Annotated in this window: 23 protein-coding genes; 10 read left to right on the top strand and 13 right to left on the bottom strand. The window is 61.7% G+C overall.

What is annotated here, in order from left to right:
- Positions 1-23: 23 nt before the first annotated feature.
- Complete coding sequence (locus ACSFBL_RS07845) at positions 24-1,190, top strand: BMP family ABC transporter substrate-binding protein (RefSeq protein ID WP_435515172.1); 1,167 nt, start codon at positions 24-26, stop codon at positions 1,188-1,190.
- 811 nt (positions 1,191-2,001) lie between these two features.
- Here the strand turns inward: ACSFBL_RS07845 and ACSFBL_RS07840 are convergent.
- The 8 genes from ACSFBL_RS07840 to ACSFBL_RS07805 all read right to left on the bottom strand — a co-directional run bounded on the left by ACSFBL_RS07840 (position 2,002) and on the right by ACSFBL_RS07805 (position 8,871).
- A complete protein-coding gene (locus ACSFBL_RS07840; protein WP_435515171.1) occupies positions 2,002-2,787 on the bottom strand; it encodes a hypothetical protein in 786 nt (261 codons plus the stop codon).
- 547 nt (positions 2,788-3,334) lie between these two features.
- On the bottom strand, positions 3,335-3,739 hold the full coding sequence (locus ACSFBL_RS07835) for a hypothetical protein (RefSeq protein WP_435515170.1): 405 nt from the start codon (positions 3,737-3,739) through the stop codon (positions 3,335-3,337).
- Between the two features lie 7 nt (positions 3,740-3,746).
- Complete coding sequence (locus ACSFBL_RS07830) at positions 3,747-4,373, bottom strand: hypothetical protein (protein ID WP_435515169.1); 627 nt, start codon at positions 4,371-4,373, stop codon at positions 3,747-3,749.
- Positions 4,374-4,883: 510 nt separating this feature from the next.
- On the bottom strand, positions 4,884-5,171 hold the full coding sequence (locus ACSFBL_RS07825) for a hypothetical protein (protein WP_435515168.1): 288 nt from the start codon (positions 5,169-5,171) through the stop codon (positions 4,884-4,886).
- Between the two features lie 345 nt (positions 5,172-5,516).
- A complete protein-coding gene (locus ACSFBL_RS07820; protein WP_435515167.1) occupies positions 5,517-5,759 on the bottom strand; it encodes a hypothetical protein in 243 nt (80 codons plus the stop codon).
- 183 nt (positions 5,760-5,942) lie between these two features.
- On the bottom strand, positions 5,943-6,257 hold the full coding sequence (locus ACSFBL_RS07815) for a hypothetical protein (RefSeq protein WP_435515166.1): 315 nt from the start codon (positions 6,255-6,257) through the stop codon (positions 5,943-5,945).
- Entirely contained in the window at positions 6,254-8,602 is a 2,349-nt protein-coding gene (locus ACSFBL_RS07810) for a M23 family metallopeptidase (protein ID WP_435515165.1), read from the bottom strand. Before ACSFBL_RS07810 ends, ACSFBL_RS07815 begins: the two co-directional genes overlap by 4 nt.
- Positions 8,599-8,871 (bottom strand): hypothetical protein, encoded by a 273-nt coding sequence (locus tag ACSFBL_RS07805; RefSeq protein WP_435515164.1) that lies wholly within the window; start codon positions 8,869-8,871, stop codon positions 8,599-8,601. Before ACSFBL_RS07805 ends, ACSFBL_RS07810 begins: the two co-directional genes overlap by 4 nt.
- 156 nt (positions 8,872-9,027) lie before the next feature.
- On the opposite strand from ACSFBL_RS07805, the gene ACSFBL_RS07800 reads away from it, so the two are divergent.
- Positions 9,028-10,026, top strand: coding sequence for an aromatic ring-hydroxylating dioxygenase subunit alpha (locus ACSFBL_RS07800; RefSeq protein ID WP_435515163.1), 999 nt, complete (start codon positions 9,028-9,030; stop codon positions 10,024-10,026).
- A complete protein-coding gene (locus tag ACSFBL_RS07795) occupies positions 10,026-11,078 on the top strand; it encodes an adenosine deaminase (protein ID WP_435515162.1) in 1,053 nt (350 codons plus the stop codon). Before ACSFBL_RS07800 ends, ACSFBL_RS07795 begins: the two co-directional genes overlap by 1 nt.
- 19 nt (positions 11,079-11,097) lie before the next feature.
- Here the strand turns inward: ACSFBL_RS07795 and ACSFBL_RS07790 are convergent, their stop codons facing one another.
- Both ACSFBL_RS07790 and ACSFBL_RS07785 read right to left on the bottom strand, forming a co-directional pair.
- A complete protein-coding gene (locus tag ACSFBL_RS07790) occupies positions 11,098-13,299 on the bottom strand; it encodes a phosphocholine-specific phospholipase C (RefSeq protein ID WP_435515161.1) in 2,202 nt (733 codons plus the stop codon).
- Between the two features lie 25 nt (positions 13,300-13,324).
- Entirely contained in the window at positions 13,325-13,540 is a 216-nt protein-coding gene (locus ACSFBL_RS07785; RefSeq protein WP_435515160.1) for a hypothetical protein, read from the bottom strand.
- Positions 13,541-13,729: 189 nt separating this feature from the next.
- Between ACSFBL_RS07785 and ACSFBL_RS07780 the strand changes: the two genes are divergently transcribed.
- Complete coding sequence (locus ACSFBL_RS07780; protein ID WP_435515159.1) at positions 13,730-14,812, top strand: BMP family ABC transporter substrate-binding protein; 1,083 nt, start codon at positions 13,730-13,732, stop codon at positions 14,810-14,812.
- 103 nt (positions 14,813-14,915) lie between these two features.
- Here the strand turns inward: ACSFBL_RS07780 and ACSFBL_RS07775 are convergent, their stop codons facing one another.
- Both ACSFBL_RS07775 and ACSFBL_RS07770 read right to left on the bottom strand, forming a co-directional pair.
- Positions 14,916-15,578: an acyltransferase gene (locus tag ACSFBL_RS07775; protein WP_435515158.1), complete on the bottom strand. Its 663-nt coding sequence runs from the start codon at positions 15,576-15,578 to the stop codon at positions 14,916-14,918.
- Positions 15,575-16,723: a glycosyltransferase family 4 protein gene (locus ACSFBL_RS07770; RefSeq protein WP_435515157.1), complete on the bottom strand. Its 1,149-nt coding sequence runs from the start codon at positions 16,721-16,723 to the stop codon at positions 15,575-15,577. The genes ACSFBL_RS07775 and ACSFBL_RS07770 overlap by 4 nt, the downstream gene beginning before the upstream one ends.
- A gap of 187 nt (positions 16,724-16,910) precedes the next feature.
- Between ACSFBL_RS07770 and guaD the strand changes: the two genes are divergently transcribed.
- From guaD to ACSFBL_RS07745, 5 genes are all read left to right on the top strand, one after another.
- Positions 16,911-18,200 carry a guanine deaminase gene (gene guaD, locus ACSFBL_RS07765; protein ID WP_435515340.1) on the top strand — a complete coding sequence of 430 codons (1,290 nt, stop codon included), beginning with the start codon at positions 16,911-16,913 and terminating at the stop codon, positions 18,198-18,200.
- A 57-nt stretch (positions 18,201-18,257) separates the two neighbouring features.
- Entirely contained in the window at positions 18,258-18,824 is a 567-nt protein-coding gene (dcd, locus tag ACSFBL_RS07760) for a dCTP deaminase (RefSeq protein ID WP_286603707.1), read from the top strand.
- A 138-nt stretch (positions 18,825-18,962) separates the two neighbouring features.
- Entirely contained in the window at positions 18,963-19,214 is a 252-nt protein-coding gene (locus ACSFBL_RS07755) for a hypothetical protein (protein WP_435515156.1), read from the top strand.
- Positions 19,215-19,263: 49 nt separating this feature from the next.
- Positions 19,264-20,139 carry a KPN_02809 family neutral zinc metallopeptidase gene (gene ypfJ / locus ACSFBL_RS07750; RefSeq protein ID WP_435515155.1) on the top strand — a complete coding sequence of 292 codons (876 nt, stop codon included), beginning with the start codon at positions 19,264-19,266 and terminating at the stop codon, positions 20,137-20,139.
- A gap of 144 nt (positions 20,140-20,283) precedes the next feature.
- Positions 20,284-21,744: a DEAD/DEAH box helicase gene (locus ACSFBL_RS07745; protein ID WP_435515154.1), complete on the top strand. Its 1,461-nt coding sequence runs from the start codon at positions 20,284-20,286 to the stop codon at positions 21,742-21,744.
- Positions 21,745-21,859: 115 nt separating this feature from the next.
- On the opposite strand, the gene ACSFBL_RS07740 is transcribed toward ACSFBL_RS07745, so the two are convergent.
- Positions 21,860-22,702, bottom strand: coding sequence for a symmetrical bis(5'-nucleosyl)-tetraphosphatase (locus tag ACSFBL_RS07740; protein ID WP_435515153.1), 843 nt, complete (start codon positions 22,700-22,702; stop codon positions 21,860-21,862).
- Positions 22,703-22,725: 23 nt separating this feature from the next.
- Here ACSFBL_RS07740 and ACSFBL_RS07735 point away from each other — a divergent pair, with 23 nt between their 5' ends.
- A complete protein-coding gene (locus ACSFBL_RS07735; RefSeq protein WP_435515152.1) occupies positions 22,726-24,039 on the top strand; it encodes a hemolysin family protein in 1,314 nt (437 codons plus the stop codon).
- Positions 24,040-24,073: the final 34 nt, after the last annotated feature.

The following is a 24,073-nucleotide window of genomic DNA, read 5'->3' as shown; positions in this document are numbered from 1 at the left end:
CTGTCCTTTGAGGATTTCAAACAATGAATGATCTGAACAAGCGTTCCCTGCTCAAGCTGGCCGCCCTGACGGCGGTGGCTTCGGCCGCCCTCATCGGCTGCGGCAAGAAGGACGAAGCGCCGGCACCCGCACCCGCCGCGCCGGCCCCGGCGCCGGCTGCCGCGGCACCTGCGCCGGCAGCGCCGCTGAACATCGCCTTCGCCTACGTCGGCCCGGTGGGCGACGGCGGCTGGACCTTCGCGCACGACAACGGCCGCAAGGCCATCGAGAAGGAATTCGGCGACAAGATCAAGACCACCTTCGTCGAAAGCGTGCCCGAAGGCGCCGACGCCGAGCGCGTGTTCCGCGACATGGTTGGCCAGGGCAACAAGCTGATCTTCGGCACCACCTTCGGCTACATGGAGCCGATGCTCAAGGTCGCGGCGGACAACAAGGACGTGAAGTTCGAGCATGCCACCGGCTACAAGACCGCCGAGAACATGCGCACCTACGACAGCCGCACCTACGAAGGCGCCTACATGGCCGGCATCATTGCCGGCGCGATGACCAAGAGCAACACGCTGGGCGTGGTCGGCTCGGTGCCGATTCCCGAAGTGCTGCGCAACATCAACAGCTTCACGCTGGGCGCGCAGTCGGTCAACCCGAAGGTCACGACCAAGGTGGTGTGGGTCAACGAATGGTTCAGCCCGCCCAAGGAAACCGAAGCCGCCACCGCGCTGATCAATGGCGGCGCCGACGTGCTGTTCCAGAACACCGACTCGCCGGCCGTGCTTAAGACGGCGCAGGAAAAGGGCAAGCGCGCCTTCGGCTGGGACTCGGACATGACCGCCTACGGCCCGAAGGCCCACCTCGCCTCGGCGACCATCAACTGGGCGCCGTACTACATCAAGGCCACGCAGGACGCGCTGGACGGCAAGTGGACGACCGGGCAGAGCTGGTGGGGCGTGAAGGAAGGCGCGATCGACCTGGTGTCGATCGCCGAAGACGTGCCCGCCGAGGCCAAGGCCAAGGTCGACGAAGTCAAGAAGGGCCTGAAGGACGGCAGCTTCTCGATCTGGAAGGGCCCGATCGTCGACCAGGACGGCAAGGAACTGGTGGCAGCCGGTGCCGTGGCAGACGACAAGTTCCTGAGCGGCGTGAACTTCTACGTCAAGGGCGTGGAAGGCAAGGTTCCGGGCGACAAGAAGTAGGCAAGCGGTCAAGGCCGGCCTGCCGGCAAACAAAGGGGCTGCTCTCAGGAGCAGCCCTTTTTCATTGGGGCTTCCGTAGAGACCATCGCCGGTGGGCGCGAACAGAGGGTCGATCAGCCGTGTGCGTGGTGTCGCTTGCGCCGGTTTCGGCGCCGCCGTCCTGACGGTGAAGAACGTCGTAGTCGGCAATCGCATGCAGAGGCAGCAGTGTCGGCACAGCAAGCTTCACACCTTTGGAGAGTGCGCTGCCTACGGCCAGATGGAAGAGATTTATGAAAAATGGCAGTCTAATTGTTCTTCAAATTGAATCTCGCTGCGGTAAAAAACATTTCTGATAGTATTTTTTGCTTCAATTGATTTTGAATTTCAATTTCTACTGGTTTAGAGCGAAAGGTAAGGGCAATTTCGTCTTTAGATGCAATTCCAAAGAAACATCTTCCTCCGGCGAAATGAGTGCCGCGAAGTCTTCGATTGCGCAGAAGGTTTCCCCGTAGAGATATTTGGTTCGATTGATTTCATTTCGGTTTGCTAAAATCGGAATTCCGGGACCGCTAAGTAGAAAATTCCCCCCATTTTGGTAAAACATCCAGATTGAACTGCTGCGTCTTCCAAAGATGAGTTCTCAATGCATAGTTCTGCCTCCACATTCTTGCCGGGAAGGCGCATTTTTCGGCATCCGCCTTCGTCAGGAGCATCCAAGACGTAGGGAGCAGGAGCTTCAGGTTCCTTTCCTATTGCAATCGATCCGATAAAAATGGCAAAAATAGAAAAAAGGAAAGATCTGAACGTAAAAAGAAATTTCGAAACTGCTTTAAAGAGGCGCGATGCATGTTCCATTAGTAAGTGTCTGAACAATCTTCAACGGCACCTCTTTGCAAGAATGTTTTTCATCCGGCGATCTCCGAGGTTGCACATTTTCTCCAGTCTGAAAGAGCGCATTGCATTTTTTCTTGATTTCTTCCGTTCCCCCTCGCTTAAAAATCACGCGTGCACCTTCGTCGATTTTCCATACGCCAGGGAACGCGTCGATTGAGCAATCGGGGGCACCTCCTACTGAAACATATCTGCCGTCTCGGGAGATTACCGGAGGATCAGATTCGTTAAAAGAAAATGCATACTTCTGAAGGCGATACAGATCCTCATTAATCTTATAGACGCCAGGTAGGTTGACCAAGTTTTCATCTTTGTAGATCTTCGAGACAGTGGCCAAAAACGACAGCGGGCTCAATGCGACAACATCTAGCGACACGTAAATACCAGCCGATAAATTTATGTCCGCAAGAAGTCCCGCGCTAGGCGCTGCGCGCAGTAGCGTCAATGGTCGAGCACCGCATTTTTTTATTTCCGCCACGGCTAAATAATGCGAGTTATCGATCACTACGGCTGAGTGATCGAAGCTTAGTCTAGCGACTTTGCTCATTGAATCCGAACTGCCTGACACGGCGCCTTTCAATTTGCAATGATAGGTTTGTGAGTCGCTCGTTTTCAGACTGACAAAATTTCCGTCCTCGCTAATAGACACGGCTTGAAGTTCTGCGGCATGTGCGGCAAGTAATGCATATAAGCAGCAAAAAGTAATTAGTGGCTTAAGATTCAAAGGAGGATCCTTTTCGCATTTCTGGTATATGTGAGGCGCCGCTCCTCATCGATATACCCGCCGTTGATGGCAAATGTGACTGCGCGAGAAATCTGCTTTTCGCTTCCTAATTCCTCAGATGATTGGGCGGGCGTGAGAGCATCGCCATCAGAGCCGGAAAATTGATAACCTGCGGACCGGAGTTACCGCGCGATGCAGGAGGCGTTGAAGCAATGCGCTGATAAGCACTCGCTATCGCGGCACGCAAGTTTTTCGGTGTAACGCAATCGCGATAACACGAACGGTCCATGTAATTCTCCGGATTCGTCAACTGGAGAAAGGCTCGGCGCTGCCATGGTGCATACCAAAGCTTGGTTCCTCCGAATTCCGTGAGGCTACCTAGCCACATAGTCTCTTCAGAGTGCGTTAGCGAGTTGTCTGTTCATCAAACTTGATCGTTCCTAATATATTTAGTACCTGTAAGGCAAACGATCGATGTTGATTTCCCAATACGGCATTGCCAACAAGAGTACGTCTGTCATCGCCGAGGCAGAAACTCATAATACGTTCACGAGGAAATTTCGTTGCGGTCGATGTGCTCGCTATGGCTCGGCCATAGATTTTTTTGAATGGAGTTGTAGAAAACTACTTGCAGTTCTTTTTGATTCTCTGCATCGTTACTCGTCAACCCCAGCGGAAATGCAAAAGTATCTTTGGCACAATGCTTCTTGGCGGATGTGAGCTTGCATTGAAACGAAATTCCAAGGTCGAACTTTTTCTCAAACGTTTCGTGACTGTAATATCCCGAGGATTTATTTAGTGTTTGAGTGGTTGCGTATCCGCCTGACCTGCTCTCGAATGAGATTGGGCAGTTCTCCAAATTTAGATGATATTCTGTTTTGGATCGAAATTTGGCGATGTCAGCTTTTACTGTTAAGTATGCGGAAAAAGTTAGTACGGTAATGGTGCTCAAAAAAATTCTAGCAATTTTGTGCATCAAGCCCTCCGAGCAGAGAAATTTTCAGGCAAATAATCGTAGGTTCCTGTCGCATTCGGGAATTGTGGTCCGTCGAGCAAAACGACCGGGCATGAGAAAAATGAAAATCAAAAAGTTCAAAGTTGATTTCATGCGTCACCTCGCGTCTTGAGGGTTTGCTTGGACATTGTTTTTTCGGGGGATGGAGATCAAAAGTGTCGTGTCTGTCTTTTTCGCTTCGTCGGCTAAGTGCTTTAGAATAAAATGCGTATACGGTTGACGCTCCGTTTCCACCGCCGTTCACGAGTCGATTTGCTGGCCCAACGTTTTTTGGTAAATGCGGTTGATCACAAATTCGATTGATGCTGACGCCTGCTGAAAAGGATTTCGAAACCCAATATATTCCGCCTGAGTCACAAGACGTGTAGTTGTAGTCGGGCGGCAAGTCCGCAAAGGTCGTTGACTTGGGGTGGTCCGCGAAGCATTGCCAGTTCTGGTCGTCATCCAGGCCGTACCTGTTGCCCGGATCACGCAACCACTCGTGGCGCGCTTCCACGGTGCCTTGTTCCCACTCGCTGGGAAAGTTGCAGGTCGCGCGGCGCAGCTTCTTGCGAACTTGGAAGACCGGCATTCCAATCGGCTGGCAACTGACTGTCAATCGAATATTTGATCACAATGTATTTGTCTGCGACGCGTGTCGGAAGCACAAGGGCCATTTTTGAGAAGGTAGCATCGAAATGGTTTAAATGGCGTCGTTCGGGATTGCGCTCTCAGGTGGATGAGTTTGATGGGAAATCCGGCGCTCGGGGCAACGATCGCTTCTATGTTTAATAACGACCCATCTTTGAATGTGACATCGCTTGCCGCGGGCACAAATACACGCGCGCAGCTTTTTTTATCAATCTTTTCCAACAAATACCAGGTGTAGTTCTTGGACGGCGTTTGATCTATTACCCAGGTCCACCCGTTTTTTTGAGTGCTAACAATATTTGGGTCGCCCAAGGACGACTCTCCGAGGGCATAACGGATGAACGCGTTTGCGTTGTCGAAGCACATCCCAAGCGATGGAGAGTCAAACGGCGAGACATTTGCTGACCCTGAGGCGTTCGCAACTAGGGCGACAGTCATTCCAGCTGTCAAACTAACGAATTTGCTTCGCATGATTAATCTGAATAATTTTTGTGGCAGAGGTGTTGCCGTGAGGGAAGTTCGATATAAGTCGGGCATTTAGGGGCAGATACTTCCAGATTTCTTCGCCCGTCATCCACGACTCGTCGGCATTCGCCGGGTCTGGATCGCGTATCCAGCTTTTCAGGTTCACCGAATCGCAGCGCTGGTGGCTGTCGTCGTCGAAGCAGTTCCAGCCCCTGACAAGACCGGCCGCCGGCAACAAAGAGGGGGTGCTCTTAGGAGTAGCCCCCTTTTTCATTGGGAGCGAATTCGATTGACTTGCGACTCGAGGTGCGTAATGCGCTGCGCGCAGTGGCGTCAATGGACGCGCTCCGGGTATCCTACCTCCAAGAGCATTTTTTTTCCGCATAGGCCTCTGGGTCATCATAAAAATGAAACTTGCGTCCTGAATTCTTAATGTAAAATAAATCTCCGACTATGGCCCCTTGCGTGGTGAGGAGGTATCTACCGCTTATTTTGTCGCCCGCCCATTCGGTCCATTCACTTCGGATGACTGCTGGCGTTTTGGCATTTCCCGAAGTGACGATCTTTTCTTTCTTTATTTTTATAGACGCCGTCCAATTTCCCCTGTATCTGACCTTGCCTACTGAAAATCATCGTTGATATTTATTTGTAACTGGATGTCGTTTGACTTGAAGCAAAGAAAATTGGCGGCGTACGCGGGAATTGCCGTTGCCAACAGCGGGAAGAAGATTGCTCTAAAAGCGTTTTTGAGAATATGATTTAGAGTTATCTGAGCTAGGTGGCGCGAGGTCGACGGGAAGAAGATAACGTTGTGGAAGCTGGCGATGCTGAAGTGGGAGCAGAGAGCAGCGACGATTTCCATTTTATTAATCAATGAATTCGATGCTCCGAATGATCTTTGAAACGTAGGGTGTCAAGTCTCCTTTTTTCCCGTCGTTAAGAAGGCCAACTGATCCGTATCCGCACACTGCTTTCTCTAAATGAGTCAAGCAAAAGTAAAGCTTCTTTTGTCTGAATTCTTCTTCTCCCGTGAAATCTGAAACAGTCACCAACCTTCCTTTGCTTCATATTTCGCCCATCCAGAATTTACGACTTCATCATCGCTAGGCCGACACTCAAAATTGAATGCCAGCGGCTCGATGTAGTTTTTTGTTCTTAGCCGGTGTGGATTTTCAATGCGAAACCCATTTCCTAGGACGGCATTGACGGGAATTCGGGCTCTGATCGCGCAGTTGTTTGGCTCAATGATTGTCGATCGATTGACCCAGCGCTCATAGGCGCAGGCCGCGCTGGAAAATGCGATTGAGCCGAGTACTAATAGTGCTTGGTAAGTCAATCTAGAAAGAAGATTCTTTCTCATGAAATTCGTCGTCTAAAGAAGTGTGCTTCTGGAAACCAAAGTGTCTCTCGGCCAGTGTCATCTGGAAAATTTTTTTCACTCAACACAGCCAATGCGTAACCATAAGCCACGCAGCGGGCATCGAAGCCGTTGATGCCGATGTAATTGGTCCGGGCGACCGCGCCGGGTAAATTTACTCTGGCCGAGGCGCGCCAAAAAGTCTGACTACGATAGTAAATTTTTTTGCCTGCATTAGTTTTAATTGCGACTCTTTCGAGGAGGTGCGGTTGGTCTGCTTCTTCTGACTTGAGGTTTTTCACCCAGTAGAACCCGGCACTGTCCGATGGTGCAAAAAGGGCTTCCTTGGGATCCGCGAGTCGGTCGCCTTGGACTGCGGCACGCCAGGTTGTAATTTCCGAAATCAATGCCGGAAAGTTGATATCCTGCAGACCGGAGTTACTGCGTGATGCAGGAGGCGTTGAAGCAATGCGCTGATAAGCACTCACTATCGCGGCACGCAAGCTTTTCGCTATAACGCGACCGCGATAACTCCAATAGTCCACGTAATTCTCTGGATTAGTCAACTGGAGAAAGCCTCGACCATGCCACGGTGCGTACCAAAGCTTGGTTCCTCCGAATTCCGCGAGGCTACCTAGCCACATGGTCTCTTGTATTGAACTGCCGAAGAATGTGGCGGCTCGAAAGGGAGATGTCATGCCCCACTTTCGCATTGCTCGGTTTAGAGGTAGGCGGTGGTCACGGGCCACTGAATTGGTCCTGAAGTTGGCGTTGGCATCGGGCACCGCCTCCCATAAAGTCGTGCCCCGGGAGCTACGCATCGCGTGTTTAGGCAGCAGTTGCAGAAGCTCGTCTTCGCTCAGCCATCCGCACCGGCGCAAAACCGTAATGAACTCGGCCGGATGAAACCGCCACTTCGCAGCCACGTAGTCGGGCGGCAAGTCCGCAAAGGTCGTTGACTTGCAGTGGTCCGCGAAGCACTGCCAGTTCTGGTCGTCATCCAGGCCGTACTTGTTGCCCGGATCACGCAGCCACTCATGGCGCGCTTCCACAGTGCCTTGTTCCCACTCGCTGGGGAAGTTGCAGATCGCGCGGCGGAGCTTCTTGCGAACGCTGTCCTCTCCCAGCCGGCCGCCGAGCGCCTCGCGCGACATGCGGTCGGCATTGGCCGGGTCTGGATCGCGCACCCATCTTTTGAGGTTCACCGAATCGCAGCGCTGGTCGTTGGGACTGCTGTCGTCGTCGAAGCAGTTCCAGCCCCTGACACCGAGGAAGTCCGCATCGCTGAACTTGTGGCTGCCTTCCGCGTTCAGGTCGGCCCACACGTCGCCGGCGGGGGTGCGAATCTTGCGCCAGTGCGCCGCGTTGGCGGGCAGCGCATCAGGTCCCAGGTTGCGCCCGAAGCGCAGCAGTTCGTACCAGCCGCTGGGGCTGCTGCTGGCTTGGGTTGCCTTGTCCAGACTCTTGTGGCGCTTGTTGGCTTCGGTGTACAGCTTGTATTCGAAGTCCGGGTCCGAGCTTTCGATGCCGATGGGGGCTCCCAGGGTGTCGTAGCTGCTCAGGTAGGCCGTACCCTTGTCATAGCGAATGGCGACCCATTGCGCCGTTCCGAGTGCGGCACCGCCGGCGGCACGCAAGTGGCTGACAGGCTCGGCAGCGCTGATGGGCGTCGTCTTCGGCAGATAGACGAGGATGTCGCCGAAGACGCTGTCGGTGCGGCCATCGGCGGTAGGCGCAACCTCTGGGTCGACCTCGCTCCAGCGCGGCTTGCGTCCGATGATCGCCTCGGCGTTGGCTTCGTCGCAGCAGATCTCGAAGTGGATCTGCCCGGTGTGGCTGTAGACCTGACCGGGGCTGCCCAGTTCGTCCTTGCGGTAGATGCGGTCGCCGGCCTTCCACGCCGCCTTGGTCTGAGCGTTCCTGGCGATGCCGCTCAGATGCATGTACAGGCTGTAGTACTTGATCTTCGTGGGCTTGGCCGCGGCGTCGTTGCTGGCGCCGATCTCGGTTTCGTGCTCGATGATGACGATGCCGTTGTCGGTCCACTGCACGCCATGAGGGCTGTAGTTCTGCGGGTCGTCGGGCTTGTCGTTGCGCTTGGGGCCGGCCTTGGCGTAGATGACCTTGCCATCGGCGATCGCGCGCACGGGCAGATAGCCACCCTCGGGGGCACCGGGTGCCTGGATGTGGATGCCGTCGTGCCACATGAGGGCGGCACTCAGCGGGAAGGAGCCTTCGAGAGCCTTGGATTCGGCGGCTTTTTGAGCAGGCTGCGCCATGGCCTTGTCGACCCATTCGGCATCGGGCTTGTCGGTCTGTTCAGGCAGGAAAGGCGGGCTGATGATCATGGCTGGCGACTCGTGCAGCCACTGGTTGAGATCGGGCCGCCCGCGCCGCCAACGCCATGGATGAACCGCTTGGAGGCATCAAACCGAATCGCACTGATCTGACGGCGAAACGGGTCGCCGAGGTTCAGGGCAAGCGGGGTTTTGAGCAACGGCTCATATTCGAGGAGGCGGTTCACGCCTTCTCGGCCTGACAGGCGCACGGGCTCTAATGCGGGCTTGCCCGGAAAGACGGGCGCGGCCGCACCGCTGACGCTCAGCGTGTGGGACATTCTTGTTCTCTCCCTGAAAGTCTCTTGATCGATCGCCGTGACAGTGGCGAGGATTCGGAAGGCTTGTTGCCTCTTAAATCCGGGGCGGAGCATATACCATCGGATCCGATAAGCGCGCTTTGACAGACCTTCACTTGACGCGCAACGAAGCTCACGATGATCGAAAAACAACTCTGGCATCCGGTCGCCCTCGTCGAAGACATCGCGAATGCGCCAGTGGCCGTGCGGCTGCTCGGCGAGGACCTCGTGCTGTGGCGCGATGGCACGGGCGAAGTGCACGCGTGGGCGGATCGTTGCCCACACCGCGGCGCGAAGCTGTCGCTCGGGCGCGTAGTGCAATGCGCAGGCGCGCTGCAACTCGAATGCCCCTATCACGGCTGGCGATTCGAAGCCGGTGGCCGATGTGTGCATGTGCCGGCGCTGCCGTCGTTTGTGCCGCCGGCATCGAACCACGCCACAACCTATGGGGCGTGTGATGCAGGCGGGCTTGTATGGGTGCGCATCGATGCGCCGGCCGAGGCGGAATCACCGGTGCCCGTGTTCGCCGCCGAAGTTGATGCAAGCATGCGCAAGATCGACTGCGGCCCTTACGACGTCGACACCAGCGCGCCGCGCCTCATCGAGAACTTCCTCGACATGGCCCACTTCGGCTTCGTGCATGAAGACTGGCTCGGCGCACGCGACATGGCAATCATTGATGACTACCGCGTCGAAGCCACGCCCAACGGCCTTCTCGCCACCGGTTGCAAGGCGTGGCAGCCGCGATCGACGGTCAACTCCACCACTCCGGCGCAGGTCGAATACACCTACGAAGTCACTGGTCCGTACACCGCGGTGTTGATCAAAGTGCCCGATGCCGCGAGCGTCGGCATCGACGACTACCGTGAATCCATTGCGCTCTACATCTGTCCGGTTGAGCACGAGCGCTGCCGCGTATGGTTCCGCTTCGCGACCTCGGACTTCTCGCGTGACGAGGCCTCGGTGCGCGCATTCCAGGACACGATCTTTCTACAGGACAAACCGGTGCTCGAATCGCAAAGCCCGAAGCGTCTGCCACTCGACCTGCGCGCCGAGCTTCACACCTTGGCCGACAAGGCTTCGTCCCTCTATCGCCGCCATCTGAAGACGCGCGGCATCACCTTCGGAGTCCTCTGATGAACACTTTCTCGCGCACCGTCCCATCCATCGCCGCCGACCGCTTGCCCGACCTGCTGCGCGCCATGCCCAAGGCCGAGCTGCACATGCACATCGAGGGCTCCCTGGAGCCCGAGCTGATCTTCGCGCTCGCGCAGCGCAACGGCGTTTCGATTCCCTATGCGAGCGTCGAGGACCTGCGCCGCGCCTACGCCTTCACCAACCTGCAGAGCTTCCTGGACATCTACTACGCCGGGGCCAGTGTGCTGCTGAAGGAGCAGGACTTCTACGACATGGCCTGGGCCTACCTGGAGCGCGCGGCGGCGGACAACGTCATCCGCACCGAGATGTTCTTCGATCCGCAGACGCACACCGAGCGCGGCGTGGCGATGCAGACCGTGATCGACGGCCTGCACCGCGCCTGCGTCGACGCCAAGGAAAAGCTCGGTGTCGATGCGGCGCTGATCCTGTGCTTCCTGCGCCACCTGAGCGAGGAGGATGCCTTCGCCACGCTCGAACAGGCGCTGCCGTTCCGTGACCGCTTCATCGGCGTTGGACTCGATTCGAGCGAGCTCGGCCATCCGCCCGAGAAGTTCGCGCGCGTGTTCGCGCGCTGCCGCGAACTCGGCTTTCACCTGGTTGCGCATGCGGGCGAGGAGGGCCCGCCGGCCTTTGTGTGGAGCGCGCTCGACGTGCTCAAGGTCGAGCGCATCGACCATGGCGTGCAGAGCACCAAGGACGCCGCGCTGATGAAGCGCCTCGCGCAGGACCGCATTCCGCTGACCGTGTGCCCGCTGTCCAACCTCAAGCTCTGCGTGTTCCCGGACCTCGGGCAACACAACCTGCGCGAGCTGCTGGATGCGGGCCTGGTGGCGACGGTCAACTCGGACGATCCGGCCTACTTCGGCGGCTACATGAATCAGAACTTCATCGAGACCTTCGCCGCCACCGGCCTGACGGCGCAGCACGCGTGGCAGCTCGCGGCGAACAGTTTCGAAGGCAGCTTCGTCGACGCGGCGGCGAAGCGTGCCTACCTCGACCGGCTCGACGCGGCGTTCGACGCCTTCGTCTGAACGCCGTGCCGACGGGGGCTCAGGTGTCCAGCTTGCCGAAGGCGGGATCGCTCACCGAGTGCCTGCCGGTTTCCACGCGTCCGGCGAAGCGCCGGTAGAAGGTGGGGTCGGAGTCGCAGGTGACGGCGAAGTCGTACCACTGGCCGCTGGCGTCGAGGTCCCAGTGCTTCTCTTCGTCGCCGCCGCCCCTGACCCGGACGTCCCACGGGCCGTCGTTGCGATAGGCCTTGGCCTGGATCGTGAACCGGCATGCACGCTCACCGTCGTTGCGCAGCTTGAGATACAGGTCGCCGCGCCGCGCGTCATAGCCCACGCGCAATTCCGGATCGGGCGCACCGCCCGCGCGCAGCCGGTTCAGGTCGCCCTTGAAATGGCGGTGGAAGCCGTTGGGGCCGAGCACCCAGAGGTCGTACAGGCCCGCGTTGTCGGTCATCACGGACCAGGTGTCGTCGAGCTTCTCGTTGCGTTCCACCATGTAGCGGCGCGGCAGGCGATCGAGGTGGAGCTTGTCGTAGACGTGGAACACGGCGCCCGCGTCGCCGGTGTTGGCGAACACGAGCTTGACCGTGCCGCGACGCGCATCGGTATTGGCGCTGACGTGCAGTTCGTACGGCAACGCGCGCGACGGGCGCGTGCCTGTCGCCTGCTGCGGCAGCAGCGGATTGGCCGGTGGCGTGATCGGTGCGAGCTTCTCCTGGTCGGCGCGCAGCAGGTCGGCCTGGTCCCGCGTCTTGCGTCCGGCCAGCGTGGGCAGGACCTCGTCGTTCGGCCGGGCGAAGTTGAAGGCGCTCGTCAGGTCGCCGCAGACCGCGCGGCGGAAGCGGCCGATGTTCGGCTCCTTCACGCCGAAGCGCTTCTCCAGGAAGCGGATGACGGAGGTGTGGTCGAAGGCTTCCGAGTTGACCCAGCCGCCGCGGCTCCACGGCGAGATCACGTACATCGGCACGCGCACGCCGGGGCCGTACACGCGGCCGTCGGGCTGCGGCTGCCCGGTGGTGCCGGGCGGGTTCGGGTGCGTGAAGCGTTCGAAAGCGACGTCGCGCTCGGGCAAGGTCGTCTTGCCGGCAGGAGTTCCGTCCGCGTTGAGGGACGGCGCGGAGGGCGAGGGATAGTGATCGAAGTAACCGTCGTTCTCGTCGAAGTTGACCAGCAGCACGGTCTTGCTCCACACATCCGGCACGGCGGTGAGGGCATCGAGCGTTTCCTGGATGTACCAGGCGCCCTGCACGGGGCTGGACGGTCCGGGGTGCTCCGAGTAGGTCGCCGGCGCGATGATCCACGACACCTGGGGCAGTTTGCCGCTCTTGACGTCCTGGCGGAAGCGCTCGAAGTAGGTCTGCGGATTGTTGAAGTCGCCGGGCATGGTGTTGGCGATGCCCTTGTAGAGCGGGTTGCCGACGTCGTCGCTGGCCGGGTCGTAGGCGGGCGAGAGGGCGTCGTTGCTCACCGGCTTGCCGGAAAGTTCGTTCGCCTTGCGGTACTGCTTGAAGCCCGCCAGCGGGTTGTCGCCGAAGTTGTCGGGCATGTTCTGGTAGACGATCCAGCTCACCCTGGCTTCCTGCAGGCGCTCCGGATAGGTCTTCCATTCGTAGCCGAGCGCGGAGGAATCGATCGAATCCCATTCGTTGTTCAACGATGCCACGCCGGCGGCGGTCGGGCCGTTGGTGCCGGTCCACAGGAACATGCGGTTCGAGTTGGTGCCGGTATGCATCGAGCAGTGATAGCCGTCGCACAGCGTGAAGGCGTTGGCCAGCGCGTACTGGAAGGGCAGTTCGGCTTCCTTGAAGTAGCCCATGGATGCGACGGTCTTGTAGCGTGCCCACTGGTTGATGCGGCCGCCGTCCCATGCGTTCTGGCCGTCGTTCCAGCTGTGCGGCGTGCCGCTGAAGCGTTGCGCGTTGCCCTTGCTGCTGTCCAGGTAGAAGGGGAGCACTGGCTGTCCGTTGGCGTCGAGCTGCTGCCAGACGTTGCGGCCCTGCGGCAGCGGAATGGTGAAGCGGTCGCCGAAGCCGCGCACGCCGCGCAGCGTGCCGAAGTAGTGGTCGAAGGAGCGGTTCTCCTGCATCAGGATCACGACGTGCTTGACGTCGTGGATGGTGCCCGTTTCGTTGTGTGCGGGAATGGCGAGAGCGCGGCGGATGCTCGGCGGGAATGCGGCGAGCGTGGCGGCGGCGATGCCGGTGGTGGCGGTGCCCTGGATGAATTTGCGGCGGGAGTTCATGGTTCTGGTCCTCGTGCTGAATCGTTCAGGGGGCGTAGTGAACGGAGGGCTTGTCGTTGGCCTCGGCCGCCGCGGTCGACGTCGCGGCATCGGGCTTCTGGCTGCTCGCGGCAGCCGCGGGCGACGTGGGCGCCGCGAGGCTCGTCGGCGTCGCGCTGCCGCTGCCGCCACCACAGGCGGCGAGCGCCAGGGCCAGGGTCAATGCGCAAGTCGCGCGCACGGTCGGAACCACTTCATGCATGGGGAGACTCCTCCAGTTGTCGGAGGGCTGAGGCTAGGCAGCCAACGTGACATCGCCGTGAAGCGACGCCGGCGATTGCGCAACGAGAAGTGACATGCGAGGGCCTCTCCGGCGCCCGGGTAAAATGCCCGCCCGGCGCTGCTGCCCCGCAGCGCCGGTTTTCATTCCGGGGCCATGTAGAGGACTACCATGTATAAAAACCTCGCAGCCGCGCTCGCGGCCGCCTGTTTTTTCCTTCCAGCTTTTTCCCAGACCGCGCCGAAGGCCGATCCACTGAAGATCGGCTTCGTGTATGTCGCGCCCATCACCGATGCCGGCTGGGTGCGCCAGCACGAAGAGGGCCGCAAGGCCGTCGAGGCCGCGCTCGCCGGCAAGGTAAAGACCACCTATGTCGAAAACGTCTCCGAAGGCGCCGACGCGGAGCGCGTGATCCGCGACCTCGCGCAGCAGGGCAACAAGCTCATCTTCACGCCGAGCTTCGGCTACATGGAACCCACCATGAAGGTCGCACGGGACTTCCCGGACGTGAAGTTCGAATCGATCACCGGCTACAAGACCGCACCCAATGTCGCGACCGCGAATGCGCGCTACTACGAAGGGCGCTACCTCGCCGGCGTCGCAGCCGGACGCATGACCAAGACGAACGTCGCCGGCTATGTCGCGGGCTTCCCGATCCCCGAGGTGCTGCAGGGCATCAATGCGTTCACGCTGGGCATGCGCTCGGTCAATCCGAAGGCGCAGGTCAAGGTGGTGTGGCTCGACGTCTGGTTCGATCCACCGAAGGAACGCGATGCGGCGATGGCGCTGTTCAACCAGGACGTCGACGTGATCGCCTTCCACACCGGCTCGACCGCGGTGATGGCCGCGGCGCAGGAGCGCGGCAAGATGGCGGTGGCCTACCACTCGGACATGCGAAAGGTCGCGCCCGACGCGCAGATCGTCGCCGTCACCCACCAATGGGGCGGCTACTACACCGAGCGCGCCCGCGCGGTGCTTGACGGCACCTGGAAGAGCGGCAACGTCTGGGGCGGCGTCAAGGAAGGCATGATCCGCGTCGGCGATTTCGGCCCGAAGGTGCCGAAGGCCGTGCAGGCCGAGGTGCAGGCGCGGCAGCAGGACATCGCGGCCGGCAAGGTGAAGCCCTTTCAGGCCATCGCGGATGTGCGCGACAACGAAGGCCGCGTCGTCATTGCGAAGGGCCAGAGCCTTAGTGACGAGCAGATCCTCAACATGAACTGGCTAGTCGAAGGCGTGCAAGGAAAGGCGCACTAGCTGGTGCTCACCCCCAGGCTCGCGCACTTCGTGTCGCTCTCCACCCCCTTGCAGGGGGCGCTGCCTACGGCCCGGCGAAGCCGGTTCCGTGGCAGCCGTGGCTTCAATGGACGAAGCCGCGTTTGCGTTGGAAATACGCAGCTTCGGGGGCTACAGACTTGACCTTTACTGCTGGCTGGCCGGCGTATACCGCGCATTCCTCGGTGTGCGCCTTGTTCAGTACCGAGCCCGCGCCCAGCAACGAACGGTCCGGCAGCGCGGCGCCGCCGAGCACCGTGACGCGCGTCCCGACGAGGCAGTAGGCCCCGATGCGGATCGGCTTGCAGTCCTGGCGCCCCTCGACCACGTTGATTCCGTGCGTGATCAGTTGGGAGTGATAGCCCGCGATGGTGGTGAACGCGCCGATCTCGATCCTGTCCGTGCAGTCGATGATGTGCGACTTGGTGATGGCCGCATGTTCGCCGACGATAAGCACCGGCTCGCGCTGCGTGCGGTGCGTGAAATGCGCGCCCTTGGGCGGATGGCCCGTGATCCAGTTGGAGCGGTCGATCACCGAGTGGGCGCCGCAATCCAGCTTGCCGAGATGGATCGCGACATTGAAGTGGCCGATGTACGCGTCTTCGCCCATGACCAACTCACCCGGGAAGATGTAGGACAGGCCGATGCGCGCCCCGTCCGCGATCTGGTAGCCCCAGAAGCGCCGCAGTACCCATCGCTTCAGCGACCAGGGGAGGAACACGACGCCCAGCGCCAGAAGCTTCTTCATGAAGGGGCCGCCTGGCGCTCCCGGATCGCTCGATCGTAGACGGCCTTGTAGTTCACCGCCATCTGCGTCGAGGTGTAGTGCGATGCGTTCTCTATCCCTAGACGGCGCATCTCGGCCAGCCGGGGCGCGGCCTCTTCGATCGCGGCGGCCATGGCATCCGGGTCGCAGGGGTCGACGTACACAGCCGCCGCGCCGCCGATTTCGTTCATGGGCGGGAGGTCGGAGGTGAACACCGGGCAGCCGCAGGCCTGCGCCTCGATGATCGGCCAGCCGAAGCCTTCCTGGAGCGACGGGAAGAGCAATGCCGTCGCGCTGGAGTAGATCGCGCGCAGTTCATCGTGCGAGATCTTGTGCACCGTCCCGATCCTGTCGGCGAAGCCGCGCTCCTGGGCCAGCTTCATCGACTCGGGCGCGACGTCAGGTCCCACGAACAACAGCCGGTCCACCACCGGCGCCGTGCCGGCCGCCGCCGCGCGTTCCTGCAGTGCGATGAAGGCTTCGACCACGCCCCGGCGATTCTTGCGGTCGAGATCCCAGCCCACGTGGAGCAGGTACTTGTCCTTCACCGAAACCCCGAGTCGTTCCAGCAGGCGCTGCGCCTCCTCCGGCGCCACGGGCGCGAACTGGTCGTTCAGGCCGTTGAGCACGGTCGTGACCTTGTGCTCGTCCGCGAAACCCATGGTCAGCACTTCACGCTTCGTCATGTCCGACACGCAGGCGATGAGGTCGGCCCGGGCCATGCCCTTGACGATCAGCCGCTGGAACAGCCTGCCGGTCCATCCGACGTTCCAGCCGTCCACCAGGCCCTTGGCGGCCTGCACCGCGATCACGTCGTGGCAGGTGATGACATTGGGCTTGCCCGTCACCCGGGGGATGTACATGCCATTCGAGTGGTCGGCGACATGGACGACGTCCGCCCAGCGCACCTGGGCGGCGAGCGAGGGGATGAACAGGATGAACTTGTCGACGTAGCCCAGCCATTTCCACCAGCGGGAAGAAGTGGGCACCCGAAGCACGCGCTTCGGCGGGGAGATCACCCGCAACTCGCAGCCCGTCGCGGGAAGCTCGCGCTCCAGGACGCGCTTGAAGGCGAGCATGCTGGTTTGGCCGTCGGGCTCATAGTTCGCTATCAGAAGCACTTTCATCTGCACTCGGCGCTCTTCGCGGCGTCACGTGTAGTCATTGCTTTTCCTGTAGTAATTCGCCGGATTATCTTCGACCGCCGGGGCCGCCCGGAAGTACGATCTGCTGCGCCGGCAGCGCTGTCGCCATATAGCGTCCATACGAGCAAGCACATTGCATACCGGCATGGCTGCCTTACCCTCCGTGCCCATGAAAGCGTACCGCGCCTCCCTCTTGCGTTTCGACACCGCCGGCCAGCCGGTCTTCGATGAAGACGGCCTGCTGGTCGTCGGCCCCGATGCGACCGGGCGGCAGCGCGTCCAGGATGCCGGCGATTTCGCCAGCGTCGCGGCCCGCCATACGGATGTGGCGGTGACGCACTGTCCGGGTCGGATCCTGGCGCCGGGCTTCGTCGACATGCACATCCACTTCCCGCAGACCGACATCATCGGCGCGCCGGCGGACGGCCTGTTGCCCTGGCTCGAGAACTACACATTTCCGGCCGAGAGCCAGTTCGCCGATCCCGCGCATTCGGCGGAAGTGGCCGAGGTGTTCTTCGACGAACTGCTGCGCAACGGCGTCACGACCTCGCTCACCTTCGCGACCTCGCATCCGCAATCCGTGCAGGCCTTCTTCGAGGCGGCGCGCCGCCGGCAGCTGCGCATGATCACGGGCAAGGTGTTGCAGGATCGTCATTCGCCCGACGGTGTACGCGATCAAACTGAACAAAGCCTGATCGATACCGAATCGCTGATCCGCCAGTGGCACAACGTCGACCGCCTGGGCTATGCCATCACCCCGCGCTTTGCGCCGACGAGCACCGACGCGCAACTGCAAGGCGCGGGCGAACTGGCGGCGAAGTACCCCGACACGTGGATTCACTCGCACGTCGCCGAGAACAAGGACGAAGTGAAGTGGGCGCGCGAGCTGTTTCCGCAGGCGCGCTCGTACCTCGACGTCTATGCGGGCTTTGGCCTGATGCGCGAACGCGCGGTCTACGCGCACTGCATCCACTTCGACGACGACGACCGCCGGTTGATGCGCGAGACGAAGACCGCCACCGCCGTCAGCCCGACCAGCAACCTGTTCCTGGGCAGCGGCTTCTTCGACTTCGAGGGCGCGGACCGCATCGGCTACCGCTACGGACTGGCCAGCGACGTCGGCGGCGGCACGAGCTTCAGCCCCTTCGCGACCATGCTGGCCGCGTACTACGCGGGGCGGGAAGGGCAGACTAAGCCCGGCGTCAGCATCCCGCCGTCGCAGCTCTGGTGGCATCACACGGGCGGTGCGGCCCGGGCGCTGGGGCTCGAAGGGGTCATCGGCAACCTGCAACCGGGTTGCGAGGCGGACTTCGTGGTCATCGACCCGAAGGCGACGCCGCTGCTCGCCCGCAAGACCGCGCTGGCGAACAACCTCGAGGAACTGCTGTTCGCGATGATCGTGCTGGGTGACGACCGGCTGATCGAGCGCACGGTCATTTCGCAGGCCCTGGTCGGTTAAGCGGCCGAGGGCAGGGCGGCGGCTGCCTAGAATAGCGGCCCCGAGGAAGGACCTGACATGAGCATCAAGAGCGACAAGTGGATCCGGCGCATGGCCGAGAAGAGCGGGATGATCGAGCCCTTCGAGCCCGGGCAGATCCGTGAGCAGGACGGCCACCGCATCATCAGCTACGGCACCTCGAGCTACGGCTACGACATCCGCTGCGCGCCCGAGTTCAAGGTCTTCACCAACATCCACAGCACGGTGGTCGACCCGAAGAACTTCGACGAGAAGAGCTTCGTCGACTTCCATGGCGACAGCTGCATCATCCCGCCCAACAGCTTCGCGCTGGCCCGCACGGTCGAGTATTTCCGCATCCCGCGCAACGTGCTGACCATCTGCCTGGGCAAGAGCACCTATGCCCGCTGCGGGATCATCGTCAACGTCACGCCCTTCGAGCCCGAGTGGGAAGGCTACGTCACGCTGGAATTCAGCAACACGACGCCGCTGCCCGCCAAGATCTACGCCGGTGAGGGCTGCGCCCAGGTCCTGTTCTTCGAAAGCGATGAAGTCTGCGAGACGAGCTACAAGGACCGCGGCGGCAAGTACCAGGGACAGCGCGGCGTGACGCTCCCCAAGGCCTGAGCGTCTTCCCAAAACCTGCGGCTGGCCTCCGGCGCGGTCCTACAGCGTCTGGCGGCCATGGCGTCGGTTTCGACGTGCTGGCGATCGGCAGGATCTCGTTCCATCCCACGCAGGGAGCGTGGTTACAGGAGCGAGAACATGTCGATTTTTCAGAGCTTGCGCGAGATGCACCCCTACCGGCTGCTGCTGCTAGCGACGCTTGTCGGCGTCGTGCTGGTGCAGGTCGTGGCCATGGTCATCGTGACGCAGTCTCAGGTGCAGAAAGCCCAGGCCCACTATGCGCAGGAGCGGGCAACGCTCGCTGCGACGGCCGCCGAAAAGAGCGCCGCGGCGCCCCGGCCCCGAGCCAGCGACGGCGTGATGAACGTTGGATACGTGGTTTCCCGCTGAGCGCGTACCATCCTGCGAGCGCCGCCCGGAAGGCGGCAAGGAGAGCGTCATGAGATGGGAAGGCAACGATCAATCAGACAACGTCGAGGATCGCCGGGATGGTGGCGGTGGAGGCGGCGGCTTTCCGATCGGCGGGCGCAGCGTCGGCATCGGCACCGTGGCCGTGGCGCTGATCGCCGGCTGGATCTTCGGCATCAATCCGCTGACCGTCCTGGGCCTGCTGAGCGGCGGCGAGCCGGCCCCGCAAGTCCAGCAGGCACCTGCGCACAAACCACCGCCCAATGACAAGGATGCGGCCTTCGTCTCGACGGTCCTGAAGAACACCGAGGTCGTCTGGAGCGACATCTTCCGCCAGCACGGCGAGACCTACACGCCGCCGAAGCTGGTGCTCTTCCGGGGCGCGACGCCCACAGCCTGCGGCACCGGCCAGTCCGCCATGGGCCCGTTCTACTGCCCCGGCGACAAGAAGGTCTACATCGACCTCGCCTTCTACGACACCCTCAGGAACCAGCTCGGTGCGCCCGGCGTCTTCGCGCAGGCCTACGTCATCGCGCACGAGATAGGCCACCACGTGCAGGACGAACTCGGCATCACCGACAAGGTCGACCAGGCCCGCGGCCGTCTCAGCCAGACCCAGAACAATGCCCTGAGCGTCCGCGTCGAATTGCAGGCCGACTGCCTCGCAGGCGTCTGGGCCCACCATTCGCAGGAATCCAAGCAGTGGCTCGACCCCGGCGACATCGAAGCCGCCATGAACGCCGCCCAGAAGATCGGCGACGACGCCCTCCAACGCTCCGCCGGCCGCGCCGTCGTCCCCGACAGCTTCACTCACGGCTCCAGCGCCCAACGCCAACGCTGGTTCGGCACCGGCTACAAGTCCGGAAATCTCCAGGACTGCGACACCTTCGCCTCCAAGAGCCTATAGCGAGCAGGGTCAACAAGTGGAGATCGGAAACACCGCGGAACCGGCTTTGCCGGGCCGCCGGTGTTGCCCCCGGTAGGGGGGGGCGACGCGACACGTAGTGCGCAAAGCCTGGGGGCGAGCCCAAAATGCGACAATAGCCGGTTAATGACAAGCTCCTTCTCCAATCTTTCCCTGGCCGAACCGCTGGCGCGTGCCGTAGCCGAAATGGGCTACGAGACCATGACGCCCATCCAGGAACAGGCCATTCCCGTGGTCCTGGCGGGCCAGGACGTGATGGGTGCGGCGCAAACCGGCACCGGCAAGACGGCCGCTTTCTCCCTGCCGCTGCTGCAGCGCATGCTCAAGCACGAGAACAGTTCGACCTCGCCCGCACGCCATCCGGTGCGCGCCCTGGTCCTGCTGCCGACGCGGGAACTGGCCGACCAGGTCGCCCAGCAGGTGAAGCTCTACGCGAAGTACACCAGCCTGCGCAGCACGGTGGTCTTCGGCGGCATCGACATGAAGCCGCAGACGCTCGAGCTCAAGAAGGGCGTCGAGGTCCTGGTCGCGACGCCCGGGCGCCTGCTCGACCACATCGAGGCCAAGAACGCGGTGCTCAACCAGGTCGAGTACGTGGTGCTCGACGAGGCCGACCGCATGCTCGACATCGGCTTCTTGCCCGACCTGCAGCGCATCCTTTCCTACCTGCCCAAGCAGCGGACCACGCTGCTGTTCTCGGCGACCTTCTCCCCTGAAATCAAGCGACTGGCCGGCAGCTACCTGCAGAACCCGGTCACGATCGAAGTGGCCCGGCCGAACGAAACGGCTTCCACGGTCGAGCAGCGCTTCTACAGCGTGAGCGACGACGACAAGCGCCGTGCGCTCAAGCAGATCATTCGCCAGCGCGGCATCACGCAGGCCTTCGTTTTCGTCAACAGCAAGCTGGGTTGCGCGCGTCTTGCGCGTTCGCTCGAACGCGAAGGTCTCAAGACCACCGCGCTGCACGGCGACAAGAGCCAGGACGAGCGGCTCAAGGCGCTCGCCGCCTTCAAGGCCGGTGAAGTCGACCTGCTGGTCGCGACCGATGTCGCTGCGCGCGGGCTCGACATCAAGGACGTGCCGGCCGTCTTCAACTTCGACATCCCGTTCAACGCCGAGGACTACGTCCACCGGATCGGCCGCACCGGCCGTGCCGGCGCTTCGGGACTCGCGGTGAGCTTTGCCAGCGGCGGCAACGATGTGCGCCTGGTGGCCGACATCGAGAAGCTGATCAAGAACAAGATCGAGCTCGAAGCGATCGAGTTCGAGGAAGACCGCCCTCGTGGCCGCATCAACGATGGTCGCCGCCATTGGCGCGAAGAGGGCGAGGCGGGCGATGCACGCGATGTGCTCGACACGCTGGACCGTCCCCGCGAGCGCAGCGAGGCACGTCCGGTGCGGGGCGGTGGCCGTCCGCATCGCGCGCCCGCGGCGCCACGCGATCCCTTCTTCGAGCAGCCTTACGAAGCGCCGGAACGCGAGGCGGCGCCCGCCTGGGAGGCCGCGGCCAAGGCGGCGCCAGCACGTGGCATTTCGAGCAACATCAAGACGAAGCGCAAGGTGCCTGCGCTGTTTAAATCTAGCTGACCCCCAGGCTCGCGCACTTCGTGTCGCTCTCCACCCCCTTTCAGGGGGCAACACCGGCGGCCCGGCGGAGCCGGTTCCGCGGTATTTCTGGAAGGGCTTCGTTGGGGCGGTGCGATTAGCCTGGTTTTTGTGCCTGCGGGCATTTGACCTGGATTAACTCCCGCTCCTGCGGCGTCGCGCCCATCCTGACGGCGCTCAGGCAGCCGCCCCATACGCAACCTGTGTCGGTCGAGATCAGGTCGGGGCGTGAGACCCAGCCGAGCGTTGACCAGTGGCCGAAGGCGACCGCGGCAGATCTTGTCTTGCGGCCGGGTACGTCGAACCACGGCATGTGGCCTTTCGGTGCGGCGCCGGAGCCGTCCTTGGTTTCGAATTCCATCACGCCGTCCTTCGTGCAGAAGCGCAGCCGCGTCAACGCGTTCACGATGACGCGCAAGCGCGCGCTGCCGGTCAGCGCATCGTTCCATTGGGCGGGTTCGTTGCCGTACATCGTCTGCAGGAAAGCGGACAGCGACGGGCCGCGCAACACCGATTCGACTTCCGACGCGAACGACAGCGTGTCGCCAATGCTCCATTGCGGCAGCACGCCCGCGTGCACCATCAGGAGGTCACCCCCGCCCATCGTCTGGTGAAGGGCCATGTGCTGGTGGCGCAGCCAGTCGAGCATCGCCTCGCGGTCGGGCGCTTCGAGGATGCCGACGAGCGAGTCCTTGCGCCCTGCCTTGCGCGCGCCGTGCGCGATGCCGAGCAAATGCAGATCGTGGTTGCCGAGCAGGCTGCGTGCCGAGGCGCCCAGGCCTTGCATGCGGCGCAGGACGTCCGCCGACGCGGGGCCGCGATTGACCAGATCGCCGAGCACGACCAGCGTGTCGCGACTGGGCGAGAAGGCGATGTCGTCGAGAAGGCGCTGCAGGGGCGCGTCGCAGCCCTGCACGTCACCGATCAAGTAAAGTGCCATGATCCCCATTCTCTCCCGCGTTCATGGATGTTCTCCTCCTGGCTTTGCTGACGACGCTCAACGCGTTGTTCGCAATGTCCGAAATGGCCCTCTCCACCAGCCGTCGCGCGCGCCTCGCCGCGCTGGCCGAAACGGGGGATGCGGGCGCCGCGGCGGCGCTCAAGCTGATGGAGGATCCGACGCAGTTCCTCTCGAGCGTCCAGATCGGGATCACGTCCATCGGGATGCTGAGCGGCATCGTGGGCGAGGCGGCGTTCGCGGAGCCTTTGTCGGTCTGGATGCAATCCGTGGGCATGGGCGCGGGCACGGCCAGTGTCGCTTCCACCGCGGTGGTGGTGACCTGCATCACCTTCTTCACGATCATCTTCGGCGAGCTGGTGCCCAAGCGGATCGGCCAGCTCTACCCTGAACCGGTCGCGCGCTATGTCGCACGGCCCATGCGCGGCCTTGCCACCGCGGCCAAGCCCTTCGTGTTGCTGCTCGCGGGTGCGACGGCCATGGTCCTCAAGCTGCTGCGAATCGATTCGAACGCGGCGCGCGTGGTGACCGAGGAGGAAATCTCCGCCAGCCTGGAGGAGGGTGTCGATGCGGGCGTGATCGAGATGCACGAGCACCAGATGGTGCGCAACGTGTTCCACCTCGACGACCGTCGACTCACCTCGCTGATGGTGCCGCGCGCCGACATCGAGTGGCTCGAAGCCTCCGACAGCATTGCCCAGAGCCTGAAGAAGGTGTCGGAGGCGGGTGCGCTCAACCTCGTCCATTCCTGGTACCCCGTGTGCCGCAACTCGCTCGACGACGTGGTCGGCGTGGTGAGCGTCGCGCAACTGCTCAGGCTGGGGCCCGACCATGAGGGCACCGCCGAGCAGGCCGCGCAGCCCGCCGTGTTCGTCCCCGAGACGCTCACCGGCATGGAACTGCTCGAACAGTTCCGCTCCCGCGCCGGCCGGCTGGTGTTCGTGGTCGACGAATACGGCGTGGTGCAGGGGCTGATGACGCCGCGCGACCTGCTTGAGGCGATCACCGGCGAACTCCAGGTCGCCACGCATGCCGAGGCCTGGGCGCGCGAACGGCCCGACGGCGTGTGGGAACTGGATGGGCTGATGCCCGTTTCCGAACTGCGGGCCCGGCTCGGCATCCGCGAGCTTCCGGACGAGGATCGCGGCCGCTACAACACCGTGGCGGGCTTGCTGATGTTCGTGTCCGGCCAGTTGCCCGAGGCCGGGGAGCGCATCGACTGCGCGGGCTGGTGCTTCGAGGTTGTCGAACTGGATGGCAAGCGGATCGACCGGGTGCTGGCGTTTCCGGATGCCGGGGCGGCTGATCTGGCGCCCTGAGTGTTCCGGCCTACCTGTCCCTGAATCTTCTCAA

This window comes from Variovorax glacialis, assembly GCF_051216375.1.
Taxonomy (GTDB): domain Bacteria; phylum Pseudomonadota; class Gammaproteobacteria; order Burkholderiales; family Burkholderiaceae_C; genus Variovorax.
The sequence above is the reverse complement of the archived record's forward strand: the minus strand, read 5'-3'. Positions and strand labels throughout refer to the sequence as shown.

What these genes read in the sequence shown, in the direction of transcription:
- ACSFBL_RS07790 (WP_435515161.1), bottom strand. Translation starts at nt 13,299, where the DNA reads ATGAACTCCCGCCGCAAATTCATCCAGGGCACCGCCACCACCGGCATC.
- ACSFBL_RS07770 (WP_435515157.1), bottom strand. Translation starts at nt 16,723, where the DNA reads ATGAAAGTGCTTCTGATAGCGAACTATGAGCCCGACGGCCAAACCAGC.
- ACSFBL_RS07735 (WP_435515152.1), top strand. Translation starts at nt 22,726, where the DNA reads ATGGATGTTCTCCTCCTGGCTTTGCTGACGACGCTCAACGCGTTGTTC.
- ACSFBL_RS07845 (WP_435515172.1), top strand. Translation starts at nt 24, where the DNA reads ATGAATGATCTGAACAAGCGTTCCCTGCTCAAGCTGGCCGCCCTGACG.
- ACSFBL_RS07745 (WP_435515154.1), top strand. Translation starts at nt 20,284, where the DNA reads ATGACAAGCTCCTTCTCCAATCTTTCCCTGGCCGAACCGCTGGCGCGT.
- ACSFBL_RS07830 (WP_435515169.1), bottom strand. Translation starts at nt 4,373, where the DNA reads ATGCCGGTCTTCCAAGTTCGCAAGAAGCTGCGCCGCGCGACCTGCAAC.
- ACSFBL_RS07795 (WP_435515162.1), top strand. Translation starts at nt 10,026, where the DNA reads ATGAACACTTTCTCGCGCACCGTCCCATCCATCGCCGCCGACCGCTTG.
- ypfJ (WP_435515155.1), top strand. Translation starts at nt 19,264, where the DNA reads ATGAGATGGGAAGGCAACGATCAATCAGACAACGTCGAGGATCGCCGG.
- ACSFBL_RS07825 (WP_435515168.1), bottom strand. Translation starts at nt 5,171, where the DNA reads ATGAAAAAGGGGGCTACTCCTAAGAGCACCCCCTCTTTGTTGCCGGCG.
- ACSFBL_RS07775 (WP_435515158.1), bottom strand. Translation starts at nt 15,578, where the DNA reads ATGAAGAAGCTTCTGGCGCTGGGCGTCGTGTTCCTCCCCTGGTCGCTG.
- ACSFBL_RS07785 (WP_435515160.1), bottom strand. Translation starts at nt 13,540, where the DNA reads ATGCATGAAGTGGTTCCGACCGTGCGCGCGACTTGCGCATTGACCCTG.
- ACSFBL_RS07810 (WP_435515165.1), bottom strand. Translation starts at nt 8,602, where the DNA reads ATGATCATCAGCCCGCCTTTCCTGCCTGAACAGACCGACAAGCCCGAT.
- ACSFBL_RS07755 (WP_435515156.1), top strand. Translation starts at nt 18,963, where the DNA reads ATGTCGATTTTTCAGAGCTTGCGCGAGATGCACCCCTACCGGCTGCTG.
- ACSFBL_RS07780 (WP_435515159.1), top strand. Translation starts at nt 13,730, where the DNA reads ATGTATAAAAACCTCGCAGCCGCGCTCGCGGCCGCCTGTTTTTTCCTT.
- ACSFBL_RS07740 (WP_435515153.1), bottom strand. Translation starts at nt 22,702, where the DNA reads ATGGCACTTTACTTGATCGGTGACGTGCAGGGCTGCGACGCGCCCCTG.
- guaD (WP_435515340.1), top strand. Translation starts at nt 16,911, where the DNA reads ATGAAAGCGTACCGCGCCTCCCTCTTGCGTTTCGACACCGCCGGCCAG.
- ACSFBL_RS07800 (WP_435515163.1), top strand. Translation starts at nt 9,028, where the DNA reads ATGATCGAAAAACAACTCTGGCATCCGGTCGCCCTCGTCGAAGACATC.
- ACSFBL_RS07820 (WP_435515167.1), bottom strand. Translation starts at nt 5,759, where the DNA reads ATGGAAATCGTCGCTGCTCTCTGCTCCCACTTCAGCATCGCCAGCTTC.
- dcd (WP_286603707.1), top strand. Translation starts at nt 18,258, where the DNA reads ATGAGCATCAAGAGCGACAAGTGGATCCGGCGCATGGCCGAGAAGAGC.
- ACSFBL_RS07805 (WP_435515164.1), bottom strand. Translation starts at nt 8,871, where the DNA reads ATGTCCCACACGCTGAGCGTCAGCGGTGCGGCCGCGCCCGTCTTTCCG.
- ACSFBL_RS07815 (WP_435515166.1), bottom strand. Translation starts at nt 6,257, where the DNA reads ATGAGAAAGAATCTTCTTTCTAGATTGACTTACCAAGCACTATTAGTA.